This is a genomic window from Chryseobacterium sp. FR048, from assembly GCF_056844665.1.
In genome coordinates, this window is sequence record NZ_JBXDSE010000002.1 from 647,977 (window position 1) to 666,268 (window position 18,292).

General features: G+C 39.1%; 12 protein-coding genes. 3 read left to right on the forward strand and 9 right to left on the reverse strand.

Annotated features, from left to right (window positions below):
* Nucleotides 1–71 precede the first annotated feature (71 nt).
* Together fsa and AC106K_RS07940 are read right to left on the reverse strand one after the other, a co-directional pair.
* Complete coding sequence (gene fsa, locus AC106K_RS07935; RefSeq protein ID WP_482444312.1) at nucleotides 72–725, reverse strand: fructose-6-phosphate aldolase; 654 nt, start codon at nucleotides 723–725, stop codon at nucleotides 72–74.
* Between the two features lie 89 nt (nucleotides 726–814).
* Nucleotides 815–1,687, reverse strand: a complete 873-nt coding sequence (locus tag AC106K_RS07940; RefSeq protein WP_482444314.1) for an AraC family transcriptional regulator — start codon at nucleotides 1,685–1,687, stop codon at nucleotides 815–817.
* 157 nt (nucleotides 1,688–1,844) lie between these two features.
* On the opposite strand from AC106K_RS07940, the gene AC106K_RS07945 reads away from it, so the two are divergent.
* On the forward strand, nucleotides 1,845–2,441 hold the full coding sequence (locus tag AC106K_RS07945; RefSeq protein WP_482444316.1) for a hypothetical protein: 597 nt from the start codon (nucleotides 1,845–1,847) through the stop codon (nucleotides 2,439–2,441).
* A gap of 125 nt (nucleotides 2,442–2,566) precedes the next feature.
* Here the strand turns inward: AC106K_RS07945 and AC106K_RS07950 are convergent, their stop codons facing one another.
* Genes AC106K_RS07950 through AC106K_RS07975 form a run of 6 tightly spaced genes read right to left on the reverse strand, consistent with a single transcriptional unit; the run spans nucleotide 2,567 to nucleotide 12,530 of the window.
* Nucleotides 2,567–4,600 carry an alpha-glucuronidase gene (locus tag AC106K_RS07950; RefSeq protein ID WP_482444317.1) on the reverse strand — a complete coding sequence of 678 codons (2,034 nt, stop codon included), beginning with the start codon at nucleotides 4,598–4,600 and terminating at the stop codon, nucleotides 2,567–2,569.
* A gap of 27 nt (nucleotides 4,601–4,627) precedes the next feature.
* A complete protein-coding gene (locus AC106K_RS07955) occupies nucleotides 4,628–5,602 on the reverse strand; it encodes a glycoside hydrolase family 43 protein (RefSeq protein ID WP_482444319.1) in 975 nt (324 codons plus the stop codon).
* A gap of 21 nt (nucleotides 5,603–5,623) precedes the next feature.
* Nucleotides 5,624–6,733, reverse strand: a complete 1,110-nt coding sequence (locus tag AC106K_RS07960) for an endo-1,4-beta-xylanase (RefSeq protein ID WP_482444321.1) — start codon at nucleotides 6,731–6,733, stop codon at nucleotides 5,624–5,626.
* A 10-nt stretch (nucleotides 6,734–6,743) separates the two neighbouring features.
* Nucleotides 6,744–8,189, reverse strand: a complete 1,446-nt coding sequence (locus tag AC106K_RS07965) for an MFS transporter (RefSeq protein ID WP_482444323.1) — start codon at nucleotides 8,187–8,189, stop codon at nucleotides 6,744–6,746.
* 28 nt (nucleotides 8,190–8,217) lie between these two features.
* The gene (locus AC106K_RS07970; protein ID WP_482444325.1) at nucleotides 8,218–10,122 is read right to left on the reverse strand and encodes a sialate O-acetylesterase; all 1,905 of its coding nucleotides are present in this window, start codon (nucleotides 10,120–10,122) and stop codon (nucleotides 8,218–8,220) included.
* Nucleotides 10,123–10,154: 32 nt separating this feature from the next.
* The gene (locus tag AC106K_RS07975; protein ID WP_482444326.1) at nucleotides 10,155–12,530 is read right to left on the reverse strand and encodes a beta-L-arabinofuranosidase domain-containing protein; all 2,376 of its coding nucleotides are present in this window, start codon (nucleotides 12,528–12,530) and stop codon (nucleotides 10,155–10,157) included.
* A gap of 513 nt (nucleotides 12,531–13,043) precedes the next feature.
* Here AC106K_RS07975 and AC106K_RS07980 point away from each other — a divergent pair.
* A complete protein-coding gene (locus AC106K_RS07980) occupies nucleotides 13,044–13,730 on the forward strand; it encodes an NUDIX hydrolase (RefSeq protein ID WP_482444328.1) in 687 nt (228 codons plus the stop codon).
* 884 nt (nucleotides 13,731–14,614) lie between these two features.
* Nucleotides 14,615–16,189 (forward strand): RICIN domain-containing protein, encoded by a 1,575-nt coding sequence (locus tag AC106K_RS07985; protein WP_482444329.1) that lies wholly within the window; start codon nucleotides 14,615–14,617, stop codon nucleotides 16,187–16,189.
* Nucleotides 16,190–16,561: 372 nt separating this feature from the next.
* On the opposite strand, the gene AC106K_RS07990 is transcribed toward AC106K_RS07985, so the two are convergent.
* Nucleotides 16,562–18,289 carry a sodium:solute symporter family transporter gene (locus AC106K_RS07990; protein WP_482444330.1) on the reverse strand — a complete coding sequence of 576 codons (1,728 nt, stop codon included), beginning with the start codon at nucleotides 18,287–18,289 and terminating at the stop codon, nucleotides 16,562–16,564.
* Nucleotides 18,290–18,292 lie beyond the last annotated feature (3 nt).

Consider the following 18,292-nt stretch of genomic DNA (forward strand, 5'->3'; position numbering starts at 1 on the left):
TAAATCTGGGGTCATCTAAAGTATAAAACTACTGAATTTATAACAGAGAAGTTATACTTTTCTGCCCAATCTTATTTCATTTTTTGTGAATCTTTAATAAACTGGTCTAATCCTGAATCTGTCAGCGGATGTTTGAGTAAAGATAGTATCGGAGCCAGCGGACAGGTCACGACATCAGCTCCCAATTTTGCACAATTGATAATATGCATACTGTGTCGGACTGAGGCAGCCAGTATCTGAGTATCAAAAGCATAATTGTCATAAATCTCTGTGATTTCTGAGATCAGATGAAGACCATCTGTAGAAACATCATCGAGTCTTCCCAGAAACGGAGAAACATAAGTAGCCCCAGCTTTTGCTGCCAACAAGGCCTGACCGGCTGAGAAAACAAGAGTACAGTTGGTTTTTATTCCCTTTTCAGAAAAGTACCTGATCGCTTTAATTCCGTCCTTGGTTACAGGAACTTTTACGACAATCCGCGGGTGTAATGCAGCAAGCTCTTCCCCTTCTCTAATCATTTCTTCAAAAGTAATTCCGAGTACTTCCGCGCTTATATCTCCATCAGCAATTTTACAGATATCCAAATAGTGATTATGGATATTATGCTTTCCCGAAATACCTTCTTTCGCCATCAGCGAAGGATTGGTGGTTACTCCGTCCAGAACTCCTAAGGCACTGGCTTCCTCTATCATCGCCAGATTGGCAGTATCAATAAAAAATTTCATAGTTATGACTTTTATTTATAAGTGTTAAATTTACACTTATATTTTAATAAATCATAATCCGGAGGAGAATTTTCAGATTTCTATAAAAATTATTCCATAAAGTAATTAAATTCTTTCCGGTATTGAGAAGGGCTCTTTTGGATGTATTCTTTAAAAGTCCTGTTAAAGTAGCTGAAGTTATTAAACCCTGATTCAAAGCAAACTTCTGTGATGCTTAAAGGCTGTTCCGCAAGTAGTTTGAGGGCATGAGTAATTCTGTACTCGTTAACAAACTGCGTAAAAGTTTTATTGGTGATTTTTTTAAAGTAACGGCAAAAAGACGGTACTTTCATATTGGCAAGATCAGCCATTTCTTCGAGGGTTATGGCTTCTTTGAAATGATCTTTAACGTAATTAAATATAAGATTGATTCTTTCATTGTCTTCAATCTGCGTCTGAAGGTAATATTTTCCTGCATTTAAAATCCTGTAATCATGAGTCACAGACAGTTCATCCAATATTTTCAGAAATCTGCACAGCTTGTCCAAAGAAGAAGCTTCGTGCATCTCAACAATCTCTTTCCCGATTGTTTTCTTCACCTCTTCCCCGAACACGATTCCTGCTTTTGATTTTTCAAGCAGAGCAGAAATCCTTTGCATCTCCGGTAGGTCCCAAATAGGTTCTCCCAAGAAATCAGGCTTGAACTGAATCACCATTTCATACGCATTACGTGTATTTTCATTGGTCAGTCCGCAATGCGGAAGATTACTTCCTATCAGGACAAGATCACCATCTGAAAAATAAGAGATACTGCTTCCGATCTGCCTTTTCCCGGAACCTTTGCACACAAAAATAAGCTCAACCTCAGGATGGTAATGCCAGACATGGGATTTTATATTCTCATTAGTGAGAAATTTCAGACTGGTAAAACTACTCCCTATCGTTGGCCTTATTGCTTCAAAAGAAGGATTTACATGTTTCATAGATCAAAAACAAATAATTTCATATGCAAAATTAACAAATAATACATCAATAAGATCAAACAAAGTTAATATAGTACACAAACATGAAAATTTAATTATAGCCTGAGAAGTATTGTTGTCATAGCTTTGCAATAATAATTCTAAAAAACCTTAACCCATGAGCACATTGTTAAAAGCCGTATTTTTTGCAGGAGCCTTATTGTTCTCAGCAAATGTAATGAGTAAGGACAGAGATTTTTCCCTTTCCTTTGGAAACGTACAAAACAAAACTTTGAACTTTGAGCTTTCAAATGCTAAAAGTGTTTCTGTTTTTGTTTATAACACTGCACATGACGAGCTGTTTTCCGAAAATCTTGCAGATGGAGATCACCTCATAAAGTCTTATGATTTTCAGAGTTTTACGCCAGGAACCTATTATCTGGTAGCAGAATCAGAAATGAAGATAGAGAAATACAAAATCAAAATCAATGCTGATAATGTAATGGAGGTGGAAAAAACACCTGTAAGCGCTGTGCATAAGCCTGAATATACTATTTCAGGACATATGGCAAAGCTTCACATGTCTGATGCGAAAGGATCTGTAAGCATTTCAGTATATGATCTTTCCAATACAATGTATTATACTTCAAACAAAAAATATGCTGACGGCAAAGTGGATATCACTTTTGATCTTGATCCTAAAACCGCAGACCAATACATCATCCAGGTTGAAGAGAATGGAAATGTTTTTAATAAGATAATTTCTATCCGATAAACAGGAATATATACAGATAGATTGACATATCGATCATTCCAAATTATTTGGATTAAAATTTTACTTACAGTTTATTGTTTTGAGGCAGCTCCATTTCCGATCAGGAAAAAGAGCTGCCTCATTTTTTAATTGTGATGCCCCATGTCCAGTTTAATCTTCTTCAGATCTTCCAGTTCATGAACAGGACGTTCTATATCATAAGGAATCGGCTTTTTGGAAAAAGTCTGGAAATACAGCAAACAGGCATCTTTCCACCATACCGCATCTTTTGACTGAATTCTGAGCTTTGACTGAACATCTGCAAACCTCTGTTTGTCTATATAAGGTTCCATTTTATCCCAGGTTTTCTGATAATCCCTTACCTTTTTCACCCCGAAATCATACGTATAGCACAGCTCATCCCACAGAGTTTTCCCGTCTTTCATTGTATAATCCCACGCAACATGATAAAACCACAGGATAAGATTTTCCGGGCAGGTTGAGATATTCCCATATCTTTCATTCAATGGTGGAAAATATTGTGAAACAGCGTTACTTCCTGTTTTTGTTCTGTTAAAGCCCAATCCTTGAGCATCAGCCTGGTGGTAATAAACAGGTGACCAGTCCGGTCTTCCGCCTTTATAATCGCCCCATGGCTCAGGTCCATAGTGATGCCCTCCCGCAAAGATATGGTGTAACCCTAATGGCATCATATAATCCACAGCGGTTTCTCTGGAAGAAAGCATGATCTCTTTTACCGGATTCAGGAAGTTATGATCGTCTGTGAAGGTCATTTTTATCCATTCATCGGCAATCTGCTCTGAACTCAGCTGATGATTCCATGCTAATCTCCCGAATGCATACCAATTGGCCTGTGCAAAATGATGCCCCGTCCAGTTGGTATCTTCCCCGATATTGGCAACGGCAGAAATGGCTGTCAATTTTGCAGGTCTTAAAGTACCGTCTGTTATTTTAGCAATCGTAGATCCCTTACCGTCAGAATAAGTATCACTATCCAATGTTTCCTTGAATAATGGGGCCAGAAAAACCAAATGATTTGAAAAGCCCAGATATTCCTGTGTAATCTGAAATTCTACCATTTCGGAAGTTTTTCTTAAAGCACCGAAAAGAGGATTAAAAGCTTCTCGCGGCTGGAAATCAACAGGTCCGTTTTTGATCTGAATAATTACGTTATCCCTGAATTTACCATCCAGAGGAACAAATTCGAGATAAGCCTGTTTGGCTCTGTCGTCTTTGCTCGGGCTGTAGACAAAGGCTCTCCACATGACAATTCCGTTGTAAGGTTTCAAGGCATCGGCCATCATATTGGCTCCGTCTGCATGGGTTCTTCCGTAATCCTGAGGTCCCGGTTGCCCTTCGGAATTGGCTTTCACCAAAAATCCACCAAAATCAGGAATTAATCTGTAAATTTCAGCCGCTTTATCCTTCCACCATTTTTGTACATCCTTATTCAATGGATCTGAATTTTGTAATCCGCCCAGCACTTTAGGTGAAGAAAAATTCACGGAAAGATATACCTTAATGCCATAAGGTCTGAAAATATCGGCCAAAACCTTTACTTTTTTAAGATAGTCTTCTCTAAGCATATTGGGCGATGCATTCACATTATTTAAAACAACAGAATTGATTCCTACAGAAGCATTTGCTCTTGCATATTCTTCATAACGCGGAGAAATTCTCCCCGGCAGATCTTCCCATTTCCAGAGTGATCTTCCGGCATATCCTCTTTCAATACTTCCATCCAGATTATCCCAATGGTCCAGAACTCTTACATCGTATGATGGTTTTTCTACAGTATTTAAATGAGACTGATTGGCTTTTGTCTGCTGTAATCGTAAGATATGATAGACTCCATACAACAGTCCTATTTCTTTACCTGCAGAAATAACAATTTTTTCAGGGGTAGAAACAATTTTGTAGCCGTCTTTCAGATTTTTCTCTTTGTTTTCTGTACGAAGTTCCACCGCCTGTCCCTGCCAGTGGCTGCTCAGCTCTTTTCTGGCGATGTTAAGGGTTGGGCTGCTGCCTTTGGAAATAATTTTATCTGCCGATATCCCATTTTTTGCAGGAAACCGAAGCCATAGCTGACTTCCGTCCTCCGCGAAGGCCAGTAACGGAATGATCAGAAAAAATAGAATATTGAATCTCAGATATCGCATTGAAAAATTTTAATTTGTTAAAGATGACTATGACTGGTCTTCCAGACCTTCAATCGTCTTGATTTTACCTTCATGATCGTATTCCAGTTCAATGACTTTCATACTTCTCAGCCATGTTTTACCACCACTCGGAACAGAATCATGGAAAAACAGATACCACTTCCCTTTGAATTCCACAATACTATGATGGGTTGTCCATCCTACCACCGGAGTAAGAATTTCCCCCTGAAAAGTAAACGGACCGTAAGGATTATCTCCGGTTGCATAGCAAATCAGGTGGGTGTCTCCTGTTGAATAAGAAAAATAATATGTACCGTTGTACTGATGCATCCATGATGCTTCAAAAAAGCGGTGCTTATCACCATGAAGCAGTGGTTTTCCGTTTTCATCAATGATGACAACGTCTTTAGGAGCTTCCGCAAACTGAAGCATATTATCGCTTAGCAAAGCTACCTTTGAATGGATTGCGGGTTCATTATTTTCAGGAATTACAGCGGATTCAAGTGCTTTATTATCTCTATAACGTTGCAATTGTCCGCCCCAGATTCCTCCGAAATACATATAATATTTTCCTTTATCTTCAAAAATGCAGGGATCGATGCTGTAACTTCCCATCATCGGATGTTTTTCAGGAATGAAAGGTCCGTAAGGTTTATCACTTACTGCAACACCGATTCTGAAGATATCATTTTGGTCTTTCAGGGGAAAGTACATATAATACTTCCCGTCTTTGAAGGCAACATCGCAATCCCAAAGCTGTCTTCCAGCCCATGGAATATCTTTTACCGAAAGGACTACGCCATGATCTTTAATTTCTCCGCCGTCCACATCATCCATTGAAAAAACATGGTAATCATTCATATCAAAATGGTCTCCGTTATCGTTTTCTTCAATTCCGCTTTCGCGGTCGTGAGAGGGATAGATATAGATTTTATCTTCAAAAACGTGAACGGAAGGGTCTGCCATATAATCTTCCGGGAATAAATATTTTGATTTTTTCATTAAGTAAAAATTCTATTGATTTTAATTTTTTTCTGCCAATTTTATTATTTTTTGTACCACAGGTTTCTCCTGATCTTTCCTGTCAAACAATAACGGGTAATCTGTTCTTCCTTTTACCGGGAAATCGTTTTTCCATGATTGTTTATCAGTAACTCCCCATAAGGTTACTCTTCTTATTTTATCTTTATGTTTTAAAAACAAGCTAAAGAAATCGAGGTAACGCTTTTCCCATTTCGCTTCTACTTCCCTGGGAAGTCCTTTGGTATAAGGATTCATTTCTTTCTGATAGGCAACCGTATCCGAAACATTGGCAGAGCTTCCCCATGGAGAAGGCAGTGCACTGATTTCCAGTTCTGTGATATTGACCTTAACTCCGGCATTGGAATAGGCCAGAATTGCTTTTTCATATTCATCGATAGAAGGGATATCCATTCCGACATGGGCCTGCATTCCTACTCCATCAATACGGATTCCTCTTGATTTAAGTTTTTCAACCATTGCAATGACTGTTTTTACCTTTTCAGGATACCATTCATTATAATCGTTGTAATATAATTCTGCATTGGGATCGGCTTCCTGTGCATACTGAAATGCCAAAGGAATAAAATCTTCACCCAGGATTTCGTAAAATTTACTTTTTCTGTAGGTTCCGTCTTCAAGAATGGCTTCATTCACCACATCCCATCCTTTTACTTTTCCTTTGTAGCGGGAAACTACGGTTGTAATGTGGTTTTTCATGCGTTGTTTCAACAGTTCCGGAGAAACATCCTTTCCGTTACTGTCTAAAAAGAACCATTTTGGAAGCTGTGAATGCCAGATTAATGTATGCCCGATGATGAACATATTATTTTTCAGTCCGAAATCAACAAATTTATCGGCATCATCAAAGAAGAACTTGCCTTCCTGAGGCTGCAAAAACATCGATTTCATACAGTTTTCAGCAACAACAGAGCTGAATTGTTTTTTGATAATCGCTGCTGCTTTCTGATCTGTCCCGTCAATCTGAGGAAGACTCATCGCCGTTCCGATGTAGAATTTATCCTGAAATGCTTTTTTTAAAGTACCATAGGATTTCTGCGCCGACAGCCCGGAAGCGGTAAGAGCCGCCAAACCAATTAAAATACGTTTCATAGTAATTTTTTTATTTTCTTCTTTCAGCCAGATCTTTTTCAATCTGAACTTCCATTTTTTTATTGATTTTGTAAAATAAAAGCAGTCCGCACGCAATGAAAAACGGAATGGACGGGAATATACTCACGAGCATCTTCGCTCCTGCTGCCACTGTTTCAGGCTGAATAACCTGCTCACTTCCGTGTACGGAAATGTATCCGTATTTTCCAATGATCAAAGCTACCAGAGAGCTTCCGATGCTGAGACCAACTTTCAATCCTACCATCATGGCAGAAAAGATAATAGCCGTAGCTCTGCGGTTGTTCTTCCATTCCGAATAATCGGCTACATCAGCAATCATAGCCCACAAAAGCGGAGTGCTGATTCCGTAAAAGAATCCGTGTACAATCTGCGACAGGAACATAATTCCCACTGCTTTCGGAGGATAAAATATAAAAGCGAGGATAAACAGTGTGGAAATGAATAATGACGCAATAAAAGTATCTCTTTTTCCAAATCTGTCTGCCAGTTTTTTAGAGAAGGTAATCCCTACAATCATCATCACAATTCCTCCTGCATTAAATAATCCGAATCCTGCAGACTTTGGATCTTCTCCGAAGAAATTCATCCCGGCAGAATTAAAAAATGCAGTAATGGGTGAAATAAAACTTTTGAGAGCACTCTCGTCTACATAGTTGTTAAAATAATAGACATAAGATCCTCCTTTCATGGCCAGCGTGATAAATATAAATGCAGTCACGGTAAGCATAATAATCCACGGTCTGTTCTGGAATAAATCTTTTAAATCCTCTTTCAGACTAGATTTCTGCTCCGGCTTGGGAATAATTCTTTCTTTGGTCGTAAAAAAAGTAATCAAAAGCATGATGGATCCGATCACTGCCAGCCAAGCCATAACGGTCTCAATTCCCTGTGCTTTATCTCCGTGTCCTACATACAGAATGATAGGAAGCATGAATACCTGTACAAAGAACTGTGCAAACATTACTGCTACAAAACGGTATGAAGAAATACTGTTTCTTTCTCCCATATCTCCCGTGATAACACCGCTCAGAGCAGCATATGGTAAGTTATTGGATGCATATAATAACAATAATAATGAATAAGTAACTGCAGCATAGATCATTTTACCCTGATAGGAAAAGTGAGGCGTACTGAAGGCTAACAAGGCTGCAATACCAAGCGGTACAGCGGTAAATAAAATCCATGGACGGAATTTCCCCCATCGTGAGCTTGTACGGTCTGCCAGCGCTCCGATAAGCGGGTTAAAACCAAACCCGGCAATTAATCCTACCGTAAGGGTGATAACAGAAGCATCTTCTGCTTTGAGTCCGTAAATATCTGTATAAAAATAGGTCAGGTAGGTGACTAAGGTCTGAAAAACAAGGTTGGCTGCAAGATCTCCCATGCTATACCCTACTTTTTCTATTACCGATATTTTTTGTGGCTGATGATCCATTGATTGTAATAAGGTTTTCTATGTTAAATTAATTTTTTTCTGTTGTAAAAGGTGAAGCCGGAAGTCCGCTTTTATTTTTAAGATTGCCGTCCGGGTTGTCTGCCCAGTCGTAACGTACATTAACAGGACTGGTGACCTGATCACTCCATACCCTAACTTTATTTCCTTTTGCTTCTGCTTTTGCCCATTGGTAGCGGCCGTCTTTCTGCTGTATGGCAAATCCTTTCAGTTCTCCCTGTACAAGATCATCTGTTCCGGTTTTAAATGATAGAATGATGGTATTGCCTTCTGTCTTCATCGACTGATAAACAGGTCCATCAGCTATGATTTTTTTGCCTTCCCCGATTTTCAGGGCCTGTAAAGCCAGTCTGTCACCTACTGCTTTTTTATTGAGCGGATGAATATCATTCCATTCTCCCACATCAATCGTTACCGCAAGTCCTGAATAAGGAACATTGAGAGAAACCTGTCTCTGCTGTTCTCTCAGCTCAGCCCAGTTACTTTCAATTGGTTCATCTTTTTTCTCCATGAAATTAGCCAGCTGTACAATGAAGAACGGCAGATCTTTCTTGTTCCATTTTGCACGCCAGTCTGAGATCATGGTTGACAATAAATCTCCGTATTCTTTTGGTTTTCCGGTATTGCTTTCGCCCTGGTACCAGATAAATCCTTTGATTTTATAATTGATCAGCGGATTAATCATGGCATTGTAAAGCCCTACCGGCTTCCAGCGGATAAATGTCTGTCCGGGAGCCATTTTTTCCATTTTTGCTCCTATTTTATATTTCCACTCGCCTTTAAGGTCTGTTTTTTGTCCGTCAATTTCTAAGTAATACGGTTTATCAGCAATAAACTGTCCTTTTCCGCTGCCATTGATGACTCTAACGGTAATGATATTCTTTCCTTCTTTTAAAACGCCTTTGGGAATGTCATACCAGCGTGGCGGATATTCATAGGTTACATTTCCTACTTTGATTCCGTTGATGTAAGTAACATCAGCATCTTTTATTCTTCCCAGATTTAAAAATGCTGCTTTCTGATCCACTCCTTTTGGAAGAATAATTTCTTTGCGGAACCATACCGAACCGTCAAACGAGCCTTCCTGATCTTCCCATGATCCAGGCAGCATTATGGTTTTCCATCCTTCATCATTTCCGTTATCTTTTTCCCAGTGCTGATTGAACCCAATATCACTCTGATCCAGCTCTGCATACCATGCTTTGCTTAATGATCTTTCCTGGGATTCTGTAGATTGTATCAAGTCATCATTTTTCCATTTTTCTGCTTCAGCGAGATATTCCGGATATTTTTTCAGTGATTTTTTATCCATCCAGGCTTGAACCGGAGAGCCTCCCAGACTTGTATGAATGATTCCTACAGGAACTTTATTTTTTTCATTCAGTTCTTTCGCAAAAAAATAAGCAACTCCCGAAAAATCAAGAATAGTCTGAGGATTGGTACTTTCCCACTTCCCTCCGTCAAGATCATTTTGCGGAGCTTTAAAATTGTATTTCTGCGGAACGGTGAAGAATCTTATATTCTGATTATTGGCGTTTTTAATTTCATTTTCATACAAAGGTGTCAGCCTGCGCATCGGAAGTTCCATATTGGATTGTCCTGAAGCTACCCACACATCACCAATAAGAATATCTTTAAGGGTGATCTCATTAATCATCATGGTATATGGGCCTCCGGCATTAAGCTTTGGAAGCACAAGAGCCCAGTTTCCACTTTGGTCTGCTGTGGCACGATACGTTTTATTGATAAACTTAATTGTAATTTTTTCTCCTGCATCTGCATATCCCCAGATTTTAAGATCCTGATTTCTCTGAAGGATCATTCCGTCTGAAACCAATGCGGGAAGCCTTACCTTTGCATGAAAACTGCAAATAGCTGCAAGAAAAAATAATAAATATAGAGTTCTGTTCTTCATGGAAAAAATCTGTTTTTAATGTTGGTTCAGCTTTATTTCTTTTCGTAATTTTCTATCAGTAACCGGACTTCAATGACTTTAGCAGTCATGAGTTTTTCATCTGCAAGGAATTTTACACTAAGATTTTCTTTATTCTTTTCTGAATCCGGAATCGGAACAATCAGATATTGAGGTAAACTTCCGGACTTTCCTTCCAGATTTTGAGTTATTATTTTTTTTCCGTTGATCTCAATATTCAGCGTGCGGTTGGCATTCGCATCAAAATAAAGCAGGTAAAGGTATGAAGCATTTTTGCCGTTATTTTTCATCTGGTAACTGAACCAGCCTTTGGCATCACGGAAATGGCGGTCTTCCATATATCCTGTACCAGAGTCTTTGCTTTCTATAAAATGATCTGATTCCGGCTGTTGTTCGCCCAGCTGGATCTTATCTGCGGTGATCATATCCAGCTTTCTGGTTTCTGCTTCTTCTTTTGCCCTTTGCTTCAATGTATTCTCTATTTCGTTTTTGTCAGCCTGAGGCCAGTACAGAATATATCTTTCTGCCTGAATAGTGTAAAACGGCACAAGATCTAAACCTTTCCCGAATTTTTCAGACGGATAAAGCCCTGTAACGGCAAAGTTGAGCGGTTTATTGTTCAAAGGCACAACATGACTGACAACTTCTGAAGAATTTCCGAGGATAACGGGAATTTCGTTTAAAGGGATCTGCGGACCATGAGCAATATGGCCGCCTCTGCTATCGTCCGCAAGAAGTCCCTGTTGGTTTTCGGTACCGTATTTTGCGGCAAGCACTACAGGTCCGTATTTAAATGCATAATAATTGGAATGGTCAGGAAGTTGTTCTGCAGAAAGTTGCATCGGCAAGGTCATTTTCACAACATCACCTTTTTTCCATTTTTTAGTCAGTGTAAAATAGCCGTCGGAACCACGCTGTGCTTTTTCCTGTTTTCCGTTGACCAGAATTTTTACTTCCGAAGGTGTCGTCCATTCCGGGCATCTTAGTTTTACATCAAATTCTGATTTTCCTGCAGCATCAAAGATCAATTTCGTTTCAGGAACTTCCGGGAAATTGTTTACCTGACGGATAACTACATTTTGCTCTTTCCATGTCAATGTTGAAGGGATAAAAAGGTTTACATATAAATCCTTATCCGACCGGGCATAAATCATTTCCCCATATTTGGCATGATTTTCCATTCCGGATCCTACACAACACCAGAAGCTGGTCTGAGGCTGTGAATACACACGGTAATGTCCGGGACGCATTGGCGTAAAGTAAACAAAGCCCCCTTTGTCATGATTTTCTGTGGAAAGGATATGATTGTATAGTGCTTTTTCGTAATAATCGATATAGTAAGATTCAGGCTGCGTTGCATAAAGCTCTTTGGTCAGCTTCAGCATATTATAGGTATTGCAGGTTTCGGGACCTTCAATACTTTTGATCATGCTGCTGAAATCATTGACAGGGTTAAAGTGCTCACTGACACTGTTCCCTCCAATAACCGATGATCTTTTCTCGGTAACGTTATGCCAGAAAAAATCAGCGGCATTACTCCATGACTCGTTATTTTCAAGATCAGCAATCCGTTTGTATCCGATTACTTTTGGAATCTGTGTATTGGCATGAAGCCCTGTAAGCTTATCTTCCCTTGATAAAAGCGGTGTAAGAATAGCCTGATGGGAAAATCGGTGGGCCAGTTTCAGATATTTCCGGTCATGAGTGATATCGTAAACATCTGCAAAAACTTCGTTGAGCCCTCCATGTTCACTGCGCAGCATATCCTGTATCTGCTCATCGGAAAGGACTGATACTTCATTCATCATCCAATCCGTAAGTCTGATCAGTATTGTTTTTGCTTTTTCATTTTTGGCATACCAATATGCATCGCATAATCCTGAGTACAGCTTATGAATATTATATAAAGGTACCCATCGGTCGTTCAAACCGAAGCCTGAAGCACGAATATTTCTCTGTTTTATTTCTTTCCAGATTCTTTTTCCGTTGGGAATTCCTGAAATGTATCCGTCCGGAGAGGTTTTCTGGCACTGTTCCAGTTCACTGATCATATAATCAATCCTCTGTTGTATTGCAGGATCTCCTGTAGAAGCATACATAAGGGATAATGCTGAAATGTAATGTCCTCCTATGTGGCCGTCCAACCCTGTATTTTCCCAATTGGGATAATTATCTGCCTTGGGTTTCAGCCCCGCTTCTTTAAGATAAGGAGCCAGCAGCCTGTCAGGTTCCATAGCCATGAGATATTGACGGTCTGCCATCATAGCTTTATTGAAAACACTCTCTGATAACTTTACAGTTTCCAAAGGGAAATAATGAATTTTCTTATTCATCTGCGCGGAGGCAAATGAAGCAAAACACAATAAAATAACCGAAAGTTTTGGGGTCATGGATAAATGTTAATTCAACATTTCTAAAATAACAGAAAGAATCTATATACGAAACATATCCGGAGACTGAATCCATTATTTTTTCATTTAAAACTTCCGGTAAAGCCCTAAAAATAACAGAAAACACATTACCTTATCATAAAAAATAAGATAATCAGATCCCAAAAAAACAAAGCGCTGAAATTATGCGATTCCCTATGAAAATGACTTCAGGATATGTTTTGGCAGAAAATTCAACAATACAGCAAATACCTTATCGTATTTTTAACGTTAAGTCCTGTTTATTAATTATTATCAATATTAATTTGTATTTTAACATAATTTTAACATTCAATTCATGCATGATTAACCTGATTTCAGTGATAATTTTAAGTTTTGCTGACTGATCAGGCTCCCAAAATATGCTTTAAGAATAATTTTAATGAAATAAATCATCCGGATTAAAAAAGTGTATGAATCACATTTATATTATCATATTCATAAAAGCTTTACCTTTGTAGTAAAATATAAAAGATGACTGAGGATTACTCCCAATATCCCAAACACCTTGTTGCTGTTGACTGTATCATTTTCGGTTTTGACGGCGAAAATCTTAAAATCCTTTTGGTAAAAAGAAATTTTGAACCTCAAATGGGCGAATGGTCATTGATGGGTGGCTTCGTTGGCAGTGAGGAAACCTCTGATGAGGCGGCTAACAGAGTTCTGTATACATTGACCGGTCTTGAAAATATTTATCTTGAACAGCTGAAATGTTATACGGAAATTAACCGTGAGCCGACGGCCAGAATCATGTCTATCTCCTATTATGCACTGATCAATATTGAGAAAGATATCCAGATCAATGAGCAGTACAGTGCAAAATGGGTGGAACTTCAGAAAGCTCCTGACCTTATTTTCGATCATAACGAAATGGTAAAGGATGCTGTAGCCAGGCTGAGGAGAAGAGCTTCCACAGGACCTATAGGATTTGAGCTTCTTCCTGAAAAGTTCACAATGAAAGATCTTCAGAATCTTTATGAAGCTATTTTTAATGAAAAATTTGACAAGCGGAATTTTACCAGCAAGATCAACAGTATGGATATCCTTGTGAATACGAATAAAAAGGATATGACTTCATCCAGAAAAGGGTCTTTTCTTTACCGGTTTGACGAAAAAAAATACAATAAAAAAATCTCACAGGGATTTATGTTTAAAATCTGATATATCAATCTGTTTAATTTTGGAAAAAGTATTCCGGAAATTAACAATTTAGAATGATAGAAAATTCAGCATACTCTTATTAAAATGAGGCTGTCTCAAAAGTGCCCCCTCTCTCGGACTCCTGTCTGACAAATTTTGTCATTTAGGAGATTCTCAGAGCATTAGTTTACCTTTTGAGACAGCCTCATTTTTTTTGTGTTCCTGCGGAAATTTCAAGCAAGCCAAAAAGCTATTTTGTCTTTTTTTCAGAATGATCATATCAAAAATTTATGATAAGGTTTTTTCTTTTCTCCTACCACACAATGCATTATAATTATATGGTTTATAATCTCATTTATGATATGTAATTTTTTTGTTAATTTTTAATAAAATATTGATTTATATTTAATATTATATGTATTTTTATAAAAAACTAATAACCATATTTATTAAAGACTCAAATTTTCACAAACCCCGAACTTAACTTCGTGGGAACCAGAAAAAATAGAGAAAAAGATTTTCAAATTGCAAACTGAATAGAAATAATTCCAGTTTTCGAAACCAGTATTGAAAAATCAGGTAAGGAAATATGGGGACAAACAGGTTAAACAGTTTAGTAATCTGAAATCAATCCTTATTCAAATCCCCCGTTAATAAAAATTAAGAAGTTTTACTTATCTGCGTAATTATCCTGCGCAGTATGAAGAATCAAAATATTGACGGCTAAAAAATAAGACCAAACCTTTAAATATATCATTATGAAAACAAACAAAATGTGGCTTTTTCTGGCCTTTCTGTTAATCATTCTTTCCAGCTGTTCTACGATGGATGAAAAAAATTTACTAGAAGACCCTGACACCAACTTAAGTGCCGTCGTTAGCGCAAGAGCGTTGGCAGCAACACCAATGCTGCATGTTGGAGGAAGATACCTTAAAGATCCCTGTGACAATAATGTTGTCTTACATGGTGTCGCCATAACTCCCAGCCCCTGGTTCAATGGTTGTCAGTATGGGGCTAATTCCGGCTACTGTACCTGGGATAATTACAATGTACAGGGCGCTCTGAACTATAATAAAGCTGTCATGAACAAGCTCACCAGCGCTGCTGATGGCTGGTATCTCAATTACATCCGCCTCTATATTGATCCGTATTGGACCAATGATCCCGGACCGGCTATCCCTGAAAACGATATCTCAAGATTCAATTATAACCGCCTGGTAACTTATACAGATCAGGTGATAATCCCTCTGATTAACCATGCCCGCAGCCTGGGAATGTATGTCATCCTACGTCCGCCAGGTGTATGTCCAAATCGTATTGCTGTGAACGATGCCTATCATAGCTATCTTAAAACCGTATGGACCTTTTTGTCACAACACCCGGGGCTAAAGAACGCTGACAATGTGATGTTCGAATTAGCCAACGAACCTGTTGAGATTCTGGGCACAAATGGCACATGGGGATCGACAGGAAACGAGCACTTTGCAGCACTTAAAAACTTCTTCCAGCCACTGGTTAACATCATTCGCAACAATGGAGCCAATAATGTTTGCTGGATACCGGGCACAGGATGGCAATCCCATTATCAAGGCTATGTCAATAACCAGATTACGGGTGGTAATATTGGTTATGCTGTTCATATCTATCCAGGTTACTGGGGTGGTCTCAGCAACTATCAATCCTTTCAGAACGCATGGAATATCAATGTTAAACCAATCGCAGACATTGCACCAATTGCCATTACCGAGACCGACTGGGCACCTCAGGGCTATGGTACCTTTGGCATCGGTACAACAGGTACCGCAGGCGGAAGCGGATTTGGCGCCAATTTAAAATATATCGTGGATCAGTCAGGCAATGTAAGCTGGAATGTTCTTGCCCCGGATAATCTCCTCCACAAAGGCGATCCTAATGCAGGAACAGCCTACAACAACGATTGGGAAGCCTGCGCCGCACCAGTTAAACAGTGGTTCCAGCAATATGCATCCTCCAATTATCCTGTTGGAAACTGTAATACAACCAGCAGCCTGGTTAATAATGGCATTTATGAGATCGAGTTTCAGACCGATGCCAATAAAGTAGTTGATCTAAAATCCGGCGAGGATGCCAATGGCGCAGTATTAAGACCATGGACAAGGAATGGTGCTGCTGCACAGCGCTGGGTTGCAATTGACGCCGGCAATGGTTACTGGCGTTTTGTATCCAAAGCGAGTGCAACCAATCGCTGCATTGACTTAGACAGTAACAGCAATACACTGGGAACCTCGATCAGGCTTTGGCAGAACTATGGTAATGATGCACAAGCCTGGCAGGTAGTTGCTGTCTCCAATGGTTATTATAAAATCCTGTCCAAGGTGAACCCTACACGTGGCTGGGATATTCCCAACTGTACCATGGATGGCAATTCAAACTTACACCTTTGGGATTATTACGGTACTTCATGTCAATTGTTCAAGTTCAAATATATTGGGATGAACTGATATCAATAAAAAAATAGGATGCTTAAAAAGCATCCTGTTTTTTTATTGTATGTGAAAAGTCAATTTTGCTTCGTAAGTCAATGGTGAATTTTTAAAAATTGACAATAAAGCGAATTCATTATTGACCTTTCACTTTTTTCATATAATCAACGTTTACAAAAACTTACGTATAGAATAGTCTTAAAAACAATATCAAACGATTAAACTAAGTGCCATACAGATGCATAAAGTGCATATAATTAATTCTGAAATAAAAAAATAGGATGCTTTTTCCAGCATCCTATTTTTTTATGTGAAAAGTCAATTTGCTTTGCAAGTCAATGGTGAATTTTTAAAATTGACAGTGAAACGAATTCACTATTGACCATTCACTTACCAAAATCTTACATACAAGGCGGTCAGTAAAAGCAGTGTCATCACGATCAAAACTAATGTCCTGTTGTCTACTTTAAACATTGCTACATCAATAGCGAAGGCTTTAGGATTAATTTTCGGACCTGCAATACTGATCAGGATCATGGCGATGATGGTGATAAAGAATGACCATCCCATATTGATCAGGAAAGGAATCTCGGTAATGGTATGAACTACACCATTCTCCAGCTTTTCATAAGTGAATGCGGTATACATCCACGTCTCTTTCCCAAAAATTTCAACGGCAAAGCTGTTGAAGAAGATTGCCAGGACAAATCCTAAAATCACTCCTACCAAAGCGGCTGTACCAGTCGTTCTTTTCCAGAACATTCCCAGAAGGAACATGGCAAAAACTCCCGGACTGATAAAGCCTGTATATTTCTGGATAAATGTGAAACCTCCTTCACCACCAATTCCTAATACATCGGTCCAGGTAAAGGCTAATGCAGCCATCATCGCAATAATGATTACCCAGCGGCCTGTTCTCACCATCTGGATTTCGGTGGCGTCTGTTTTAAGGTATTTTTTATAGATATCCAGCGTAAAAATGGTTGAGATACTGTTTACTTTTCCTGCCAGTGAAGCTACAATTGCTGCTGTCAACGCTGCAATGGCCAATCCTTTAAGTCCAACAGGTAAAAACCCCAATATTGCAGAGTATGCTCCGTCCTTCACTCCATTGAATCCAGGAAGGTGTCCTTTGGAATATAAAACATAAGCAGCGATTCCCGGAAGCATTACGATCACAGGCATGAATAATTTCAGAAAACCTGCAAACAGAATTCCTGTTCTTGCTGTTTTCAGATCTGCTCCCAAAGCTCTTTGGGTGATGTACTGATTACAGCCCCAATAGTTCAGGTTAACAATCCACTGACCGGCAAAATACATGGCCAAACCTGGTAGCACAACATACTTCTGTACATCAAGGTTCTGAGGCATTGCCAGCGTAGTTGTGGTTGTGGTTGGTTTTTGAAGAATCAGCTTAAAGTGCTGCGGAGCTTCATTGATCAAGGTATTGAATCCTGCCAGCGCATTTCCTACAGCGGCTCCGTTGATTCTCTGGTCTACAATCTGCAACGCCATATACACTGTTGCAAAACCTCCGATAATAAGGACTGCCACCTGTATAACGTCTGTATATCCAATTACTTTCATTCCTCCGAGACCAATCAGAAGGGCCATAAGCAGAAGAGCGATCATAATACCGTGAAGATGTTCTCCTCCCAGTAAAGTATCGATGGCAAGAGCACCAAGGTAAAGAATGGAAGTAAGATTCACAATAACATACAGAAACAGCCAGAATACTGCCATAATCAGCGAAACAGACTTGTTATACCTTCTTTCCAGAAACTGGGGCATGGTATAGATCTTATTTTTAAGATAGATCGGAATAAACCAGACCGCAATGATGATCAGCGCAACGGCAGCGATCCATTCGTAAGCGGCAACAGCGATTCCGACAAAGAAACCTTCACCGCTCATTCCGATAAACTGTTCAGCAGAAATATTGGAGGCAATTAAGCTGGCTCCGATCGCCCACCAGGTCAAAGATCCTTCCGCAAGGAAATAGTCCTTACTTCCTGTGGATTCAGATTTTTTCTTTTTATAGATCCATAATCCGTAAGAAGCTACCACTACAAAATAGATCAGGAATATAATGATATCAATAGTTGCTAATTTTCCCATAGT